The 15,186-nt window shown below is 65.6% G+C and carries 13 protein-coding genes; 10 read left to right on the top strand and 3 right to left on the bottom strand.

The window, feature by feature from the left end; genetic code table 11:
• Window positions 1–29: 29 nt before the first annotated feature.
• The 4 genes from ACMNAY_RS10990 (at window position 30) to ACMNAY_RS10975 (ending at window position 6,100) form a co-directional block, all read left to right on the top strand.
• Window positions 30–1,793 (top strand): ABC transporter ATP-binding protein, encoded by a 1,764-nt coding sequence (locus tag ACMNAY_RS10990; RefSeq protein ID WP_418719418.1) that lies wholly within the window; start codon window positions 30–32, stop codon window positions 1,791–1,793.
• Between the two features lie 437 nt (window positions 1,794–2,230).
• Window positions 2,231–2,953 carry an ABC transporter ATP-binding protein gene (locus ACMNAY_RS10985; protein WP_418719417.1) on the top strand — a complete coding sequence of 241 codons (723 nt, stop codon included), beginning with the start codon at window positions 2,231–2,233 and terminating at the stop codon, window positions 2,951–2,953.
• Window positions 2,954–4,753 (top strand): hypothetical protein, encoded by a 1,800-nt coding sequence (locus ACMNAY_RS10980; RefSeq protein WP_418719416.1) that lies wholly within the window; start codon window positions 2,954–2,956, stop codon window positions 4,751–4,753.
• Window positions 4,754–4,756: 3 nt separating this feature from the next.
• Window positions 4,757–6,100, top strand: coding sequence for an ABC transporter permease (locus tag ACMNAY_RS10975; RefSeq protein WP_418719415.1), 1,344 nt, complete (start codon window positions 4,757–4,759; stop codon window positions 6,098–6,100).
• A gap of 194 nt (window positions 6,101–6,294) precedes the next feature.
• On the opposite strand, the gene ACMNAY_RS10970 is transcribed toward ACMNAY_RS10975, so the two are convergent.
• Genes ACMNAY_RS10970 through ACMNAY_RS10960 form a run of 3 tightly spaced genes read right to left on the bottom strand, consistent with a single transcriptional unit; the run spans window position 6,295 to window position 9,452 of the window.
• Complete coding sequence (locus tag ACMNAY_RS10970; RefSeq protein WP_418719414.1) at window positions 6,295–7,872, bottom strand: HAMP domain-containing sensor histidine kinase; 1,578 nt, start codon at window positions 7,870–7,872, stop codon at window positions 6,295–6,297.
• A complete protein-coding gene (locus tag ACMNAY_RS10965) occupies window positions 7,862–8,536 on the bottom strand; it encodes a response regulator transcription factor (RefSeq protein ID WP_418719413.1) in 675 nt (224 codons plus the stop codon). The genes ACMNAY_RS10970 and ACMNAY_RS10965 overlap by 11 nt, the downstream gene beginning before the upstream one ends.
• Window positions 8,537–8,564: 28 nt before the next feature.
• The gene (locus tag ACMNAY_RS10960; protein WP_418719412.1) at window positions 8,565–9,452 is read right to left on the bottom strand and encodes an AraC family transcriptional regulator; all 888 of its coding nucleotides are present in this window, start codon (window positions 9,450–9,452) and stop codon (window positions 8,565–8,567) included.
• 199 nt (window positions 9,453–9,651) lie between these two features.
• Here ACMNAY_RS10960 and ACMNAY_RS10955 point away from each other — a divergent pair, with 199 nt between their 5' ends.
• From ACMNAY_RS10955 to dnaK, 6 genes are all read left to right on the top strand, one after another.
• Window positions 9,652–9,846, top strand: coding sequence for a hypothetical protein (locus ACMNAY_RS10955; RefSeq protein ID WP_418719411.1), 195 nt, complete (start codon window positions 9,652–9,654; stop codon window positions 9,844–9,846).
• On the top strand, window positions 9,774–10,721 hold the full coding sequence (locus ACMNAY_RS10950) for a uroporphyrinogen decarboxylase family protein (RefSeq protein ID WP_418719410.1): 948 nt from the start codon (window positions 9,774–9,776) through the stop codon (window positions 10,719–10,721). The genes ACMNAY_RS10955 and ACMNAY_RS10950 overlap by 73 nt, the downstream gene beginning before the upstream one ends.
• Before the next feature lie 117 nt (window positions 10,722–10,838).
• The gene (locus ACMNAY_RS10945) at window positions 10,839–11,381 is read left to right on the top strand and encodes a stage V sporulation T C-terminal domain-containing protein (protein ID WP_394977153.1); all 543 of its coding nucleotides are present in this window, start codon (window positions 10,839–10,841) and stop codon (window positions 11,379–11,381) included.
• Between the two features lie 212 nt (window positions 11,382–11,593).
• Entirely contained in the window at window positions 11,594–12,622 is a 1,029-nt protein-coding gene (gene hrcA / locus ACMNAY_RS10940) for a heat-inducible transcriptional repressor HrcA (protein WP_418719409.1), read from the top strand.
• Window positions 12,619–13,206 carry a nucleotide exchange factor GrpE gene (locus tag ACMNAY_RS10935; protein WP_394977156.1) on the top strand — a complete coding sequence of 196 codons (588 nt, stop codon included), beginning with the start codon at window positions 12,619–12,621 and terminating at the stop codon, window positions 13,204–13,206. Before hrcA ends, ACMNAY_RS10935 begins: the two co-directional genes overlap by 4 nt.
• An 80-nt stretch (window positions 13,207–13,286) precedes the next feature.
• Complete coding sequence (gene dnaK / locus ACMNAY_RS10930) at window positions 13,287–15,122, top strand: molecular chaperone DnaK (RefSeq protein ID WP_418719408.1); 1,836 nt, start codon at window positions 13,287–13,289, stop codon at window positions 15,120–15,122.
• Window positions 15,123–15,186 lie beyond the last annotated feature (64 nt).

Genomic DNA, 15,186 nt, shown 5'->3' with positions numbered 1-15,186 from the left:
CGGGCGTTCGCCCCAAAAGGAGGAACATCATGGAACACACCGCCAAAAAGCAGGGCCTTATGCGGCGCTTCTGGCCCTATCTGAAAAAGTACAAGCGCATTCTGTTCTTTGACCTGGCCTGCGCGGCGCTCACCACCCTGTGCGATATGGTGCTGCCGCTCATCATGCGGTTTCTGACCAACACCGCCACCACCGACGCCTCCCTGCTCACCGCGGGGCTGGTGCTGCGGCTGGGCTTTATCTATCTGGTGCTGCGCATCATCGACGGCCTGGCCAACTACTACATGGCCGACATGGGCCACGTGATGGGCGTGTATGTGGAGACGGACATGCGCCGGGACGCCTTCGCCCATCTGCAGCGGCTGGGCTACACCTACTACTCCAATACCAAGGTGGGCCAGATCATGGGCCGCATCACCAACGACCTGTTCGATGTGACCGAGTTCGCCCACCACTGCCCCGAAGAATTCTTCATCGCCGCCATCAAGATCACCGCCAGCTTCATCATCCTGTGCCAGTCCAGCGTGGCGCTCACTCTCATCCTCTTCGCCTGCGTGCCGCTGATGGGCGTGGTGTCCACCATCATCAACCTGAAGCTGCGGGCGGCCTTCCGCCGCCAGCGGGTGCAGATCGGCGAGCTGAACGCCCGCATCGAGGACAGCCTTCTGGGCGAGCGGGTGGTGAAAGCCTTCGCCAACGAGGCGGTGGAAATTGAGAAGTTCCGGCAGGACAACGAGGCTTTCAAGGCCATCAAAAAGCAGACCTACCGCTTCATGGCGGCGTTCCAGACCAGCACCCGCCTGTTCGACGGCCTGATGTATCTGGTGGTCATCGTGGCGGGCGGCCTGTTCCTGGTGAGCGGGCGCATCGCCGCCGGCGACCTTGTGGCCTACATGCTCTATGTGACCACCCTCATCGCCACCATCCGCCGCATCGTGGAGTTTGCCGAGCAGTTCCAGCGGGGCATGACCGGTATCGAGCGCTTCTGCGAAATCATGGACGCGCCCATCGAGATCACCGACGCGCCGAACGCGCAGCCTCTGGAAGTGAAAGAGGGGGCCATCCGGCTGGAGAACGTCTCCTTCGAGTATCCCGACGACCACAACCGGGTGCTGCGGGGGGTAGACCTGGAAATCCACCCCGGCGAAAAGCTGGCCCTGGTGGGGCCCTCCGGCGGCGGCAAGACCACCCTGTGCAACCTCATTCCCCGGTTCTACGACGTGACCGGCGGGCGCATCCTCATCGACGGGCAGGACGTGCGCGCCGTCACGCTGGACAGCCTGCGGGGCGCCATCGGCGTGGTGCAGCAGGACGTGTACCTGTTCAGCGGCAGCGTGTTTGAGAACATCGCCTACGGCAAGCCGGGGGCCAGCCGCCAGGAGGTGGAGGCCGCGGCAAAGCTGGCCGGGGCCCACGAGTTCATCACAAAACTGAAGGACGGCTACGACACCTATGTGGGCGAGCGGGGCGTGAAGCTGAGCGGCGGCCAGAAGCAGCGCATCTCCATCGCCCGGGTGTTCCTTAAAAACCCGCCCATCCTCATTCTGGACGAGGCCACCAGCGCCCTGGACAACGAGAGCGAGGTGCTGGTGAACCGCAGCCTGGAGGCGCTGGCCAAAGGGCGCACCACCCTGACCATCGCCCACCGGCTGACCACCATCCAGAACGCCGACCGCATTCTGGTGCTGGGCAGGGAGGGCATCGAGGAGCAGGGCACCCACGAGGAGCTTCTGGAAAAGAAGGGCGTCTACTTCCGGCTGTGGAACGGCCTGGTGGGCGCGGAAGAAGAATAAGACAAGCGGCAAGCGCCGCCTCTCTCCAAAGCAGGAGGGGGGCGGCGCTTTTTGTTTTGGCGGGGCGGGGGGAGAAGGGCAGAGCGGCAGGCAGACGAGGCGAAGCCCGGTTTTCCCCACGTAGTGCGCATCGGAACGGACATTTTCCGTCGTCGTGGAAAATGTCCGGGACGCAGCGTGCGGTGGGGAGAAACCGGGCGGAGCTTTCCCCGCAACACTGGCCTTTTCATTGCCCGGGCGGACGCAAAAGGAGCAAGCGGACACGAAAAGGGCGGCGGGCAGCGACGCGGCCCCCTGAGCCTGCCGCGCCCTTCGCCGCCCGGCGACCCGGTCTGCCCCACGGGCATTTATGAAAAACCTTTCCAAATCTTAAGGCGGCGCAAAGGCAGGGGAAAGAATGGGGCTGTATACTCCCTTCATGAAAGGAGGCGAGCGCCGTGAATGAGCCTTCGCCGCGCACCCGGCCCATCGTGGAGGTACGGGGGCTGCGCAAAGAGTACCCTCTGGGCGACGAAACCGTGGTGGCCCTGAAAAACATCGACCTTTCCATCATGCGGGGGGAGATCTGCTGCATCTTCGGCACCTCCGGCTCCGGCAAGAGCACCCTGCTCAACCAGCTGGCGGGCATGGAAAAGCCCACCCGGGGCGAAGTTCGCATCGGCGGCGCGCCCATCTCCCGCATGAGCGAGGAACAGCTGGCGGCCTTCCGCCAGCGGCATCTGGGCTTTGTGTTCCAGGCCTACAACCTGCTGCCCAGCCTCACCGCCGCCGAGAACGTGGCGCTGCCTCTTCTGTTCCGGGGGGTGCCTCCCGCCCAGCGGGACGCCGCCGCCCGGGCCATGCTCAAACGGGTGGGCCTGGGCCACCGGATGGACCACTACCCCGCCCAGATGTCCGGCGGCCAGCAGCAGCGAGCGGGCATCGCCCGCGCCTTCCTGGCGCGGCCGGACGTGGTGTTCGCCGACGAGCCCACCGGCAACCTGGATTCCAAGACCACCGTGGAAGTCATGGAGATGATCTGCGGCTTTGCCCGGGATTTCCACCAGACCATCATCCTGGTCACCCACGACCCGGAGATGGCCCGCTATGCCGACCGCATCGTGACCCTCATCGACGGGGAGATCGTGCGGGAAGAAGTGACCAAAAGGAGCGTGCAGTAAATGAAACAGTTCTATTTCCGCCGGTGCGTCGCGTCGCTGATGGCGCTGCTGGCTTTGAGCCTTTTGAGCCTGCGGGCCCTGGCGGACGAAGCGCCCGTCACCCCGCCTGAGACCGTCTCTTCCTCTTCTTCCGCGTCGGAGCCGGAGATCACCCCCGCTCCCGTGCCCATGCCCGCGGTGCTCATCAGCCGCAGCGACATGGCCGACCTGCCCGCCGGCAGCGAGACGGACATCACCGTCTCCTTCCGCAACCTGGGCGAGGTGACTCTGAAAAGCCCGGTGGCCGCCTTCACCCCCTCCGACGGGGTGAGCATTGCAGGGGGCGCGTCCAGCTTTCTTCTGGAGGACATCCCCGCCGGCGGCACCGGCAGCGTGACCCTCAAACTGCGGGCGGCGGACAACGCCTCCGGCATCCAGAGCCTGCCGGTGGAGCTGCGCTTCACCTACGGTGAAGAGGCTCCCGCCGCCGGCACCGCCTCCGAACGGCTGACCGTGCCGGTGAAGGCAAAGCCCGCGGCCACCCAGCCGCTGGTGCTCATCAGCCGCTCGGACGTGACCAGCCCCATCTCCCCCGGCGAGGTGTTCGACCTGGTGCTCACCTTCAAGAACACCGGCAGCGTGGCGGTGAAGAACGCGGCGGCCAGCGTGTCCCCCTCCGAGGGGCTGAGCCTTCTGAACGCCGCCTCCACCTTCCCGGTGGCGGACATCGCCCCCGGCCAGAGCGCTTCCGTCACCGTGAAGCTGCAGGGAGCAAATCAAATCTCCTCCGCGGCCCAGAGCCTCTCGGTGGACCTGCGCTACACCTACGACAGCGCCGGCACGGCCACTGCCGCCACCGCTTCCGACCGGCTGAACATCCCCGCCAAGGCGGCCTCCGCCGCCTCCAGCGCCGACAAGCCGGTGCCCAACATCGTGGTGCAGAAATTCGAGTACGGCGGAAAGCCCGTGGCGGCCGGCGGCCGGTTCCCCCTCTCCTTCACCTTTGAGAACACCGGCACCGTGAAGGTGGAAAACATCGTGGTGACGGTGGACGGCGGCGAGTGCTTCACCGTGGATGGCGGCTCCAACACCGCCCACTACGACGCTCTGGCCCCCGGCAAGACCCTCACCCAGGAACTGCCCATGCAGGCGGTGCCCACCTGCAAAAGCGGCGCCCAGGGCATGACCGTCAGCTTTAAATACGAGTATGTGGACGGCGGCAAGCGCAGCCCCGTGTCGGCGGACATCCGCCTGTCGGTGCCGGTGAGCCAGCCGGACCGTTTCCAGCTGAATCAGCCCGCGGCTGCCTCTTTCACCGCCGGGGAAGAAGGCGAGATCACCCTGGCCTATGTGAACAAGGGTCGGGCGGACATCGGCAACCTGGAGGCCCAGCTGGTGGGCGAGGGCTTTTCCTCCCCCACGAAGGTGCAGTATCTGGGCAACGTGGCGGCGGGCGCGTCGGGCAGCATCGGCTTTGCCCTGACCCCCGAGGCCGCCGGCAAGATGGACCTGACCATCAAAGTGACCTACGAAGACGCCGACCTGCAGACCCAGACCAAAAAGTTCCCCCTCTCGCTGACGGTGGAGGAAGGCGTTCCCGACATTGATTTCACCCTGGACGACGCGGACGCCGCGCCCGCTCGGCCGACCTGGCTGCCGGTGATCCCCGCCACGGCGGCGCTGGCCGCAGCCGGCGGCACCGTTTTCTTCCTGGTGCGGCGGATGCGCCGCAAGAAGGAGGAGCTGGACCCCGCGGCGGCCGCCTGGGACTGGGCCGACACCCCCGATGAGACCGGTGCGGACCAGCCGAAGGAGGAATGACCCATGCGCAAACAGGACCTGTTTCGCCTGTGCCTGCAAAACCTTCTGCGAAAGCGCTCCCGCACCTTTCTGACGGTGCTGGGGGTGGTCATCGGCGGATGCTCCATCGTCATCATGGTGTCGCTGGGCATCGGCATGAAGGAGGCCCAGGACAAGCTGCTGGCGGAGCTGGGCGACCTGACCATCATCACCGTCACCGCGCCCCAGGGCGGGCGCGGCAAGGTGAAGCTGGACGACGCCATGGTGGCCCGGCTGAAAAAGCTGGACGGCGCGGTGGCAGTGATGCCCCGGCAGACCCTTGAATCGGCGGACCTGCGTCTTTACGCCGGCAGCGGAAAGCGCTATGTGGCGGACTGGGTGCCGGTGACCGGGCTGGACTCCGCCGGCATGGAGGCCATGGGCTTCAAGCTGGAACAGGGCGAGCGGCCCTCGAAGCCCGGCGAGGTGGTGGTGGGCCAGTATCTGGCCTACAACTTCCGGGACACCCTGCGCCCCGACGGCTCCAACACGGTGGACCGCTGGTCCGCCGGGTGGAACGAGGAGACCGGCAAGCTGAACGACCCGCCCCCCGCCTACTTCGACCCGATGAAGGAGCCGCTGGTGCTGGAAGCGGAGAACGGCGAGTACAAGACCAGCCTTACCCTGAAACCGGTGGCCCTGACCAAGGAGGACTACTCCAAGGGCATGGAGACCGGCGAGGGCCTGATGATGGACCTGAAGGACCTGAAAGCCCTCACCGAAAAGCTGCATCTGAACAAAAAGAACGGCTCCGCCTACCAGTCGGTGCTGGTGAAGGCGTCCGGCATCTCTCAGGTGGCGGCGCTGGAAAAGCAGATCCGGGCCCTGGGCTGCGCCACCGAGAGCATGGAGAGCATCCGTGAGCCCATGGAAAAAGAGGCCCGGCAAAAGCAGATGATGCTGGGGGGCCTTGGCGCCATCAGCCTTGTGGTGGCGGCCATCGGCATCACCAACACCATGGTGATGTCCATCTCCGAACGCACCAAGGAGATCGGCGTGATGAAGGCGCTGGGCTGCTATGTGCGGGACATCCGCGCCCTTTTCCTCGCCGAGGCGGGCTGCATCGGCCTCTTGGGCGGCGTTGTGAGCTGCGTCATCAGCTTTGTGGCGGCCTTCATCGCCAACATCGTCACCTTGGGCGGGCCATCGGCGGACAACCTGCGCATCGCCCTGCTGGGCGGCGACGGCCCCGCCCGGGTCTGCGTGACGCCCCTGTGGCTTTTGCTCTTCGCCATCGTTTTTTCGGTGCTCATCGGCCTGGGTTCGGGCTACTACCCGGCCAACAAGGCGGTGCGCATCCCCGCTCTGGAAGCCATCAAGAGCGACTGACCCTTTGCCAAAAGGCCGCGGGCCTCGCGTTTCCTCCCCCATTTGCGCGGCAAGAACGGCGCGGGCACGTTTCCTCCGCCTTGCGCCGAAGGCCCCGGCTTTTTCTCTTATATTCCCCGGTCATTCCGGGGCAAACACGGCAGCGCCGCGCCGCCCCGGACAGGGGGCGGCGCGGCGCTGTTTGTTGAATGATTTTATTCCTCCGCCAGCGGCAGGGTGAGCACGAATTCCGTGGCCCGGCCGGGAGCGGGCTTTTCGTTCAGCCGGATGGAACCGCCGTGCTTTTCCAGAATGCGGCGGGTGATGGCAAGGCCCAGCCCGCTGCCCGCGCCGGTGCGGGCGTCGCTGCCGGTGACAAAGGGCTCGAAGATGGTCTTGCGGCGCTCGAGGGGGATGCCCTCGCCGTTGTCCGCGATGCGCACCGTCACCTTCTGCGGCCCCGGCTCCACCTCCACAAAGAGCAGGGTGCCCAGCCGGTTGTGGCGCAGGGCGTTGGTGAGCAGGTTGTCCAGCGCACGGCGCAGCTGCAGCTCGTCCACCATGCAATAGGCGGGCGCTTCCGGGATGGCAGGCTCCAGCGAGAAGCCCGCCAGGTCGATCTCATCGTAGCGGGCGGCCAGCCAGGCCCGCAAAAACTCGCACACATCCACCCGCCGGGTGTGCAGCTCAAAGCGGGGGTGCTGGGTCTTGCTGTACTCGTGAAAGGCGTCGGTGAGGCGGGCCAGGTCGGCGGCCTTCTGCTGGATCATCCGCAGGGTGCGGTCCCGCTCTTCCTTTGGCACCTTGCCGTCGCAGAGGGCGTCCGCCGCGCCGCAGATCACCGTCACCGGGGTCTTGATGTCGTGGGAGATGTCCGCGATGAGCTTCTGGCGGCCCTCGTCCAGCCGTTTGCGCTCGGCCTCGCTTTTTGCCAGCCGGGCGGCGAACTGGTCAAAGCTCTCGCCGATGCGGCGTATCTCCCTTGGGCCGCCGCAGTCGCCCACCCGCAGGTCCTCGCCCCGGCTTTGGGCGTCCACCGCCGCGTTCAGCGCCTCCAGCGGCCGGGCGATGCGCCGGCGCAGCCGCCAGATGAACAGCCCCGCGGCCGCCAGATACAGCGGCAGGAACAGCGCCGCCACCCAAACACTGCTGCGCAGCGTCTGGGTGAACTGGGCGTCGGTGGGGTAGGTCTCCCGCAGAAGCAGGGTAAGGGGCTGCGCCCCCGGGCCGGAAATGGTTGCCCGGGCGGTGAAGCTGTTTGCAAACCGGGCGCCGGTGAGATAACGGTATTCCTCGGGGGTGTAGGCGGTGCGGCCTTCCTCCAGGCCGCCCAGCATCACCCGGTAATTTTCGTCCAGCACGGCGGTACGGGTGACCTCGCCTCCCGCGCCGTCCGGCGTGTGGGCCACCACCAGATAGCGGGCCTCGCCGCCGCTGAGTTCATAGGAGTCGATCTGCACCCCTTCGCTCCAGGCGGGCACGCAGGCCAGCGCCCCCGGCTCCACCCGCTCGTCGAAGCCCTCGCCGGTGGAAAACACCAGCGCGCCGTCCCCGTCGTAGACCGCAAACCCGCTGCCCGGGGTGAGGTGGCGGCGCAGCGTGTCCCAGCGGCCCTCGGCCAGGGCCGGGTCCGCCAGCAGGCGGTCCCAGTCGGGCGCCTGATAGATGCGTGCGGTGTAAAACATCCACAGGGCGAACACCGCCGCCGCAATGGCCAGCAGCGCCAGGGTGAACAGAAGATACTGCCTTGCCAGCAGGCCGAACAGGCCGCCGGCGTTCTTTTTACCCTTCAAAACGGTACCCCAGCCCCCTTATCGTGCGGATGTAGCGGGGAGAGCGGGGGTCGTCCTCGATCTTGTCCCGCAGCTTGGAGATGTGCACCATCATGGCGTTCTCGTCCCCTTCAAAATAGTCGCCGGCGGCCCCCTCGTACAGCTGGGCCTTGGTGAACACCCGCCCCGGCGAGCGCATCAGAATGGCCAGTATCTTCGCCTCCATGGGGGTGAGGGGCACCGGGCAGCCCGCCTTTTCCAGCCGCATGGACGCCAGGTCCAGCGCCAGCTCGCCGCCCCGCAGCACCTCGCCTCCGGCCCGGGCGGCCCGGCGCAGCTGGGCCTTCACCCGCGCCACCACCTCCACCGGGTTGAAGGGCTTGGCGACATAGTCGTCCGCGCCGAGGTTCAGGCCCAGTATCTTGTCGTTGTCCTCGCTTTTGGCCGAGAGGATGAGGATGGGCATCTCGCTGAACCGGCGCAGCGCCCTCGTCACCTCATAGCCCGAAAGGCCGGGCATCATCACGTCCAGAATGGCAAGGTCCGGGCTTTGGGCCCGGGCTTTGGCCAGGGCCTCGTCGCCGTCCTCCGCCTCCAGCACCCGCAGGCCCTCCCCCTCCAGATAGAGGCGGAGCAGCGCGCGGATCTCGGAGTTGTCCTCGGCGATCAGGATCAGTGGAGTCATGGTGGTTTCCTCCTTTTGGGGGTGGTCTTTACCTTATTATATCGGGGCCGCCCTTCTGCAGGCCGAAGTAGCGGGTGGGGGCCACGCCCATTTTCTCCTTGAAGGTGGCGGAAAAATGGGCCAGGCTGCCAAAGCCCGTGTCCAGCGCGAGGCGGGTGAGGGGATAGTTCCCCCCGTGCAGGTCCATGAGCTCGACGGCCCTGTTGATGCGGAAGTAGATGAGGTAGGTGGAGAAGTTCATGTTGAGATGCTGCGAGAACAGCGCCGACAGCCGCCGGGGCGTTGCCCCGCAGTATTCCGCCACCTGGGCGGCGGTGATCTTTTCGGCGTAGTGCTGCTGGATGTACTGGGCGGCGGTCATCAGATGCCGGTTTTGCAGCGAGCTGACCGGCGCCACCCCCGCCCCCACCTGCCGGCTGAGCAGCAGGATGAGCTGGAAGAGGTAGAGGTCGCACATGCGTCGGTAGTTGGGCCGCTTTTGCTCCAGCTCCTCTTTGAGGTACAGCGCGCAGTCGTAGAACTGGGGGCTGGCCGTCTGCTTGAGAAAGCGGCGGCGCTTCATGGCCAGGTCGATGAGGAAATACAGCTCCCGGTCCTGCAGCGTGTCGGAAAACAGCCGCTGGAACACCTCGGTGTGAAAGTGGAGCTGCAGGATGCCGCACCCCTGCGGCCCCGCGTCGGAGCAGTGGGGGATCTGGGGATAGACCACCAGATACTCCCCCGGCGCCAGGGTGACGGGAGTGCGGAACAGGGTGAGGGTGATGCTGCCCCCGGTGCAGATGATGAGCTCCATCGTGCTGTGCAGATGGGTGGCGAAATGGTCGCCGGGAGGCAGGGCGCGCACCGCCGCGTTGTCCACGGCGTCCAGGGTGTCCCGCCCCAAAAGCACCGCCTGCAGGTATTCGTCCGCCGGCATCAGCCCGCCCCCCCTTTGCCGCTTGTTTCTCCTTGAATATACCACACTCCGCCCCGCCCGCACAAGGCCGCCGCCCGGCCGAATTTCTCCGTCAAAAAAAGCAAATCCCGCCGCCCCGGCTTCCGATTTTTGAAAACGCCGCCGCCCCGGCCGCGCTACAATAGAATCAAACCAACGACAGAAAAGGAGACGGTCTTGTATGACACAGCGGGAAAATCTGCTGGCGCTTCTGCGCCGCCAGCCCTACGAGTTCGTGCCGGCGGAGTTCATGCTCTGCCCCAGCCTCATCGAGGACTACCGCCGGGAGAAAACCAGCCCGAAATGCCCTATGAGGACTATTTCCAGCTGCCCTGGCGGCGGGTGGGCGACCTTGTGCCCGACGACACCGACCTGACCCGGTTTGAAAAATACCACGAAGGCCGTCTGAACGAGCGGGTGACCATCGACGAGTGGGGCGTGGGGCACGAGTCCACCCCCACCTCCATGCACATGACCAAGATGCTCTTCCCCCTGGGGGACGCGGAGGATGTGCAGGACATTCTGGATTACCCTCTGCCCACCTACTCGCTGAAAAACAACGCCGATCTGAAAGAGCGGGTCGAGGCGCTGCACAAACGGGGCATCGCGTCGGTGGGCAACATGCAGTGCACCATCTGGGAGACCTCCTGGTACATCCGGGGCATGGAAAACCTGATGATGGACATGATGACCGACGAGGAGATGGCCGCCGCCCTTCTGGACCGGGTGGCCGCCATGAGCACCCAGCGGGCCCTTTTGTACGCTAACGCCGGCTGCGACATCCTGTTTTTGGGCGACGACATCGGCATGCAGCGCAGCATCATGATGAGCCGGGAGCTGTACAACCAGTGGATCCAGCCCCGGCTGAAAAAGCTCATCGCCCAGGTGAAGGCGGTGCGGCCGGACATCATCGTGTTCTACCACTCCTGCGGCTTCATTGAGCCGCTCATCGACGACCTCATCGACGCGGGCATCGACGTGCTCAACCCCATCCAGAGCGAGTGCATGGATTTTGGTGAGATCTACGCCAAATACCACGACCGGCTGGTGTTCCACGGCACCATCGGCACCCAGACGGTGATGCCCTTCGGCACGCCGGAGGAAGTGCGGGCCGAGGTGTGGAAGAACCTGGACATCGCCAAGGAGGGCGGCCTGTTCGTTGCCCCCACCCACCTGCTGGAGCCGGAGGTGCCCTGGCAGAACATCCGGGCCTATGTGCAGGCCTGCCGCGACTACCCCCTTCATCGCTGACGCAGACGGCCCGGGGCCCTTTCAGGCCCCGGGCCTCTTTTTGCCCGCCGCTGCATATTTTTCCCCCGGATGCAAATACTACCAGCAGCCAATATCTGCATTGGGAGGAACCGACTTATGAAAGCAACCGGCATCGTGCGCCGCATCGACGAGCTGGGGCGGGTGGTCATCCCCAAGGAGATCCGCCGCACCCAGCGCATCCGCCAGGGAGACCCGCTGGAAATTTTCACCACCGGCGACGGCGAGGTCATCTTTAAAAAGTATTCGCCCATCGGGGAGATGGCCGCCTTCGCCGCCCAGTACGCCGAAGTTCTGCAAAAGAACCTTTCCCGCACCGCCATCGTCTGCGACCGGGACAGCGTCATCGCCGCCTGCGGCCCCGCCCGCAAGGAGTGCCTGGAAAAGCGGGTGAGCATCCCGCTGGAAAAGCTGATGCACGCCCGCCGCGTCTATCTGCACTCCGGCCGCGCCGAGGACTGCCAGTTCCCCTGCGAGGGCGCCGCCCGCCACATCCACATGGCCGTGCCCATCATCGCCGCCGGCGACGTGGCGGGGGCGGTGGCCCTTCTGAGCGACGAGAAGACCGCCGCTCCCAACCCGGAGGAGCAGAAGTCCCTCACCATTGCCGCCGCCTTTCTGGCAAAGCAGATGGAGAGCTGACGCGCCCCGCTTTTCTTCCTCATGCCCGCGCTTCGCCCCAAAGGGCACAGCGCGGGCTTTTTCGCTGGGCGGCGGGGTGTGTGAACAAACCATGAAACTTTGCGAAATTTTCGTACCACCCCCTTGACAGACGGATAAAATGGAGTACAATAAATTTAGCACTCGGGAGCATTGAGTGCTAAAACTTCAGAAAAGAGGTGGGCCGCATGGCAATGGACGATCGAAAGCAGCGAGTGCTGGAGGCCATTGTGGCCCTTTACACCCAGGGCGGTGAGCCGGTGGGCTCCGGGCTCCTTTGCCAGTATTTCGACATGGCGGTGTCCAGCGCGACCTTGCGCAACGAGATGGCCGCGCTGACAAAGCTGGGCCTTCTGGAACAGCCCCACACCAGCGCGGGCCGGGTGCCCAGCGCCAAGGGCTACCGCTATTATCTGGACAATCTGATGCGCCCCGCGCCGGGCCTTAGCGCCCGGCAGAAGGCGGAGATCGACCACATCTTCGCCGGGCTCGACTACGAGCCGGAACGGCTTGCGGCGGGCGCGGCGGCGGCGCTGGCGGATTATTCCGGCTTCATGGTGGCGGCCACCACCCCCCGGGCGGACGATCTGTGCATCGCCCACTACGAGGTGGTGCAGGTGGGCCGCTGCACCGCGGCGGTGCTGGCGGTGACCAGCGCCGGCGGCGTGCGCACCCGTGTGGCCCGGCTGGAGACCGACCTCACCAGTGAGGACGCGGCGCTGCTGGCCGATGTGCTGAACCGGGGGCTGACCTTCGTGGCCCCGGCAGACCTGACCGGCGCTGTGCTGGCGAACCTGGCCGCCGAGCTGGGCCAGCGGGGGCAGGAGCTCTACCCGGTGCTGAACGCCGCGGCGGCCCTGCTTCGGGAAGCCGCCCGCGCCCGCACCTATCCCCAGGGGCTGCAGTACCTGATGCGCTGGCCGGAACTCACCGGCCTTCTGCCCCGGGTGCTGGAACTTTTCACCGACGACGAACGGGCCGGAAGGCTCATCACCCCTCGCACCGGCCGCACCACCGTGCTGCTGGGCGAGGACCTGCAGCGTCCGCTGCCGGGGCTGTGCTTCATGAGCAAGCGCTACCTGGCCGGCGGCGGCCTCACCGGGGCCATCGCCCTGCTGGGCCCCCCCCGGATGCCCTTTGAGCAGCTGGTGCCCGTTCTTGACTATTTTGCCTTGAAGCTCGGCGAGTGCATGGCCGGCAAGGCACAGGAGGACCCGCAATGATGGACGAAGCCAACATCCGGCCCGAAGAGGCCGCCGAGACCACGACCCCCGAGGCCGAAACCGCCCCCAAGGCGGAGAAGGCCCCCGCGAAGGAAAAGAAAGAGACCAAGAAGGATCTGGAGGCCCAGCTGGCCGCCGCCAAAGCCGAGGCCGAAAAGGCCCGGGCCGAGGCGGATGAAGCCAAGGACCGGCTGCTGCGCACCGCCGCCGAGTACGACAACTTCCGCAAGCGCTCGGCCCGGGAGCAGGACGCCGCCTTCGGGGGCGGCGTAGCCCACGCGGTGGGCAAGATCCTCACCATTCTGGACACGCTGGAGATGGCCGAAGCCGCCCCCACCGCCGACGAGAACTTCAAAAAGGGCGTGACCCTGACGCTGGAAAAAGCAAAGGCCGCCTTTGAAGCCCTCAAGGTGGAGGAGATCCCCGCGCTGGGGCTGCCCTTCGACCCGGCGGTGCACAACGCGGTGATGCAGAAGCCCGCCGAGAACGGCGAGGAGAGCGGCACCGTTTTGCAGGTGTTCCAGAAGGGCTACAAACTGGGTGACAAGGTCATCCGCCACGCCACGGTCATCGTGGCCGAATAATCCCGCTGAAAAGGGCGAACGGCCCTTTCCCATATCAAAACATTCCATCCCATTTGAGTATAAATAAGGAGAGATATACTATGAGTAAAATCATTGGCATCGACCTTGGCACCACCAACAGCTGTGTTTCCGTCATCGAGGGCGGCGAGCCCGTCGTCATCGCCAACGCCGAAGGCGCCCGCACCACCCCCAGCGTGGTGGGCTTCACCAAGACCGGCGAGCGTCTGGTGGGCCAGGTGGCAAAACGCCAGGCCATCACCAACCCCGACCGCACCGTGAGCAGCATCAAGCGCCACATGGGCACCGACTACAAGGTGAACATCGACGGCAAGGACTACAACCCCCAGCAGATCAGCGCCATGATCCTGGCCAAGCTGAAGGCAGACGCCGAGGCTTACCTGGGCGAGAAGGTCACCGACGCGGTCATCACCGTGCCCGCCTACTTCAACGACAGCCAGCGTCAGGCCACCAAGGACGCCGGCACCATCGCCGGCCTGAACGTGCGCCGCATCATCAACGAGCCCACCGCCGCGGCTCTGGCCTACGGCGCCGACAAGGACTCTGACCAGAAGATCATGGTCTACGACCTGGGCGGCGGCACCTTCGATGTGTCCATCATCGAGATGGGCGACGGCGTGACCGAAGTTCTGGCCACCAACGGCGACACCCACCTGGGCGGCGACGACTTTGACCAGCGCATCATCGACTGGCTGGCCGACAACTTCCAGAAGGAGAACGGCATCGACCTGCGTCAGGACAAGATGGCCGCGCAGCGCCTGAAGGAGGCCGCCGAGAAGGCGAAGATCGAGCTGTCCGGCGTGACCAGCACCGCCATCAACCTGCCCTTCATCACCGCCGACGCCACCGGCCCCAAGCATCTGGACACCACCCTTACCCGCGCCCAGTTCGACGCTCTGACCGCCGACCTGGTGGAGCGCACCATGGGCCCTGTCCGCAAGGCCATGGCCGACGCCGGCCTGAAGCCCTCTGACCTGGGCAAGGTGCTGCTGGTGGGCGGTTCCACCCGTATCCCCGCCGTGCAGGAGGCCGTTAAGAAGGAGATGGGCACCGAGCCCTTCAAGGGCATCAACCCCGACGAGTGCGTTTCCATCGGCGCTGCCATCCAGGGCGGCGTTCTGAACAAGGAAGTGGGCGGCATCCTGCTGCTGGACGTCACCCCGCTGAGCCTGGGCATCGAGACCCTGGGCGGCGTTTGCACCAAGATCATCGAGCGCAACACCACCATCCCCACCAAGAAGAGCCAGATCTTCTCCACCGCCGCCGACAACCAGCCCAGCGTGGAAGTGAACGTGCTGCAGGGCGAGCGTGAGTTTGCCCGCGACAACAAGAGCCTGGGCATGTTCAAGCTGGACGGCATCCCCGCCGCTCCCCGCGGCGTGCCTCAGATCGAGGTCACCTTTGACATCGACGCCAACGGCATCGTGCACGTGAGCGCCAAGGACCTGGGCAGCGGCAAGGAGCAGAGCATCACCATCACCGCCTCCACCAACATGAGCAAGGAGGACATCGAGAAGTCCGTGCGCGAGGCCGAGCAGTTCGCTGCCGAGGACAAGAAGCGCCGCGAGGAAGTGGATGTGCGCAACGGCGCCGACCAGATGGTGTTCCAGACCGAGAAGACCCTGAACGAACTGGGCGACAAGGTGGACGCTTCCAAGAAGGCCGAGGTCGAAGCCAAGCTGAACGAGCTGAAAGAGGCTCTGAAGGGCACCGACATCGAGGCCATCAAGGCAAAGCAGGAGGAGGTCCAGAAGGCCTTCTACGCCATCAGCGAGGAGCTGTACAAGAACGCCCAGGCCGCCGGTGCGGCGGGCGCCCCCGGCGCGGACGCGGGCAATGCCGGTAACGCCGGCAAGCCCGACGACGGTGTGGTGGACGCCGACTTCAAGGAAGTATAAATCCGACCATCAGCCTCCCCTTGGTCTTCAAGGGGAGGCATTCTGGGCTAAAACGGCCCGCCAC

It is taken from the genome of Candidatus Allofournierella merdipullorum (assembly GCF_048426865.1).
Classification (GTDB): Bacteria; Bacillota; Clostridia; order Oscillospirales; family Ruminococcaceae; genus Allofournierella_A; species Allofournierella_A merdipullorum.
Note: the sequence above shows the minus strand (reverse complement) of the source record. Positions and strands in the feature narration are given on the sequence as shown.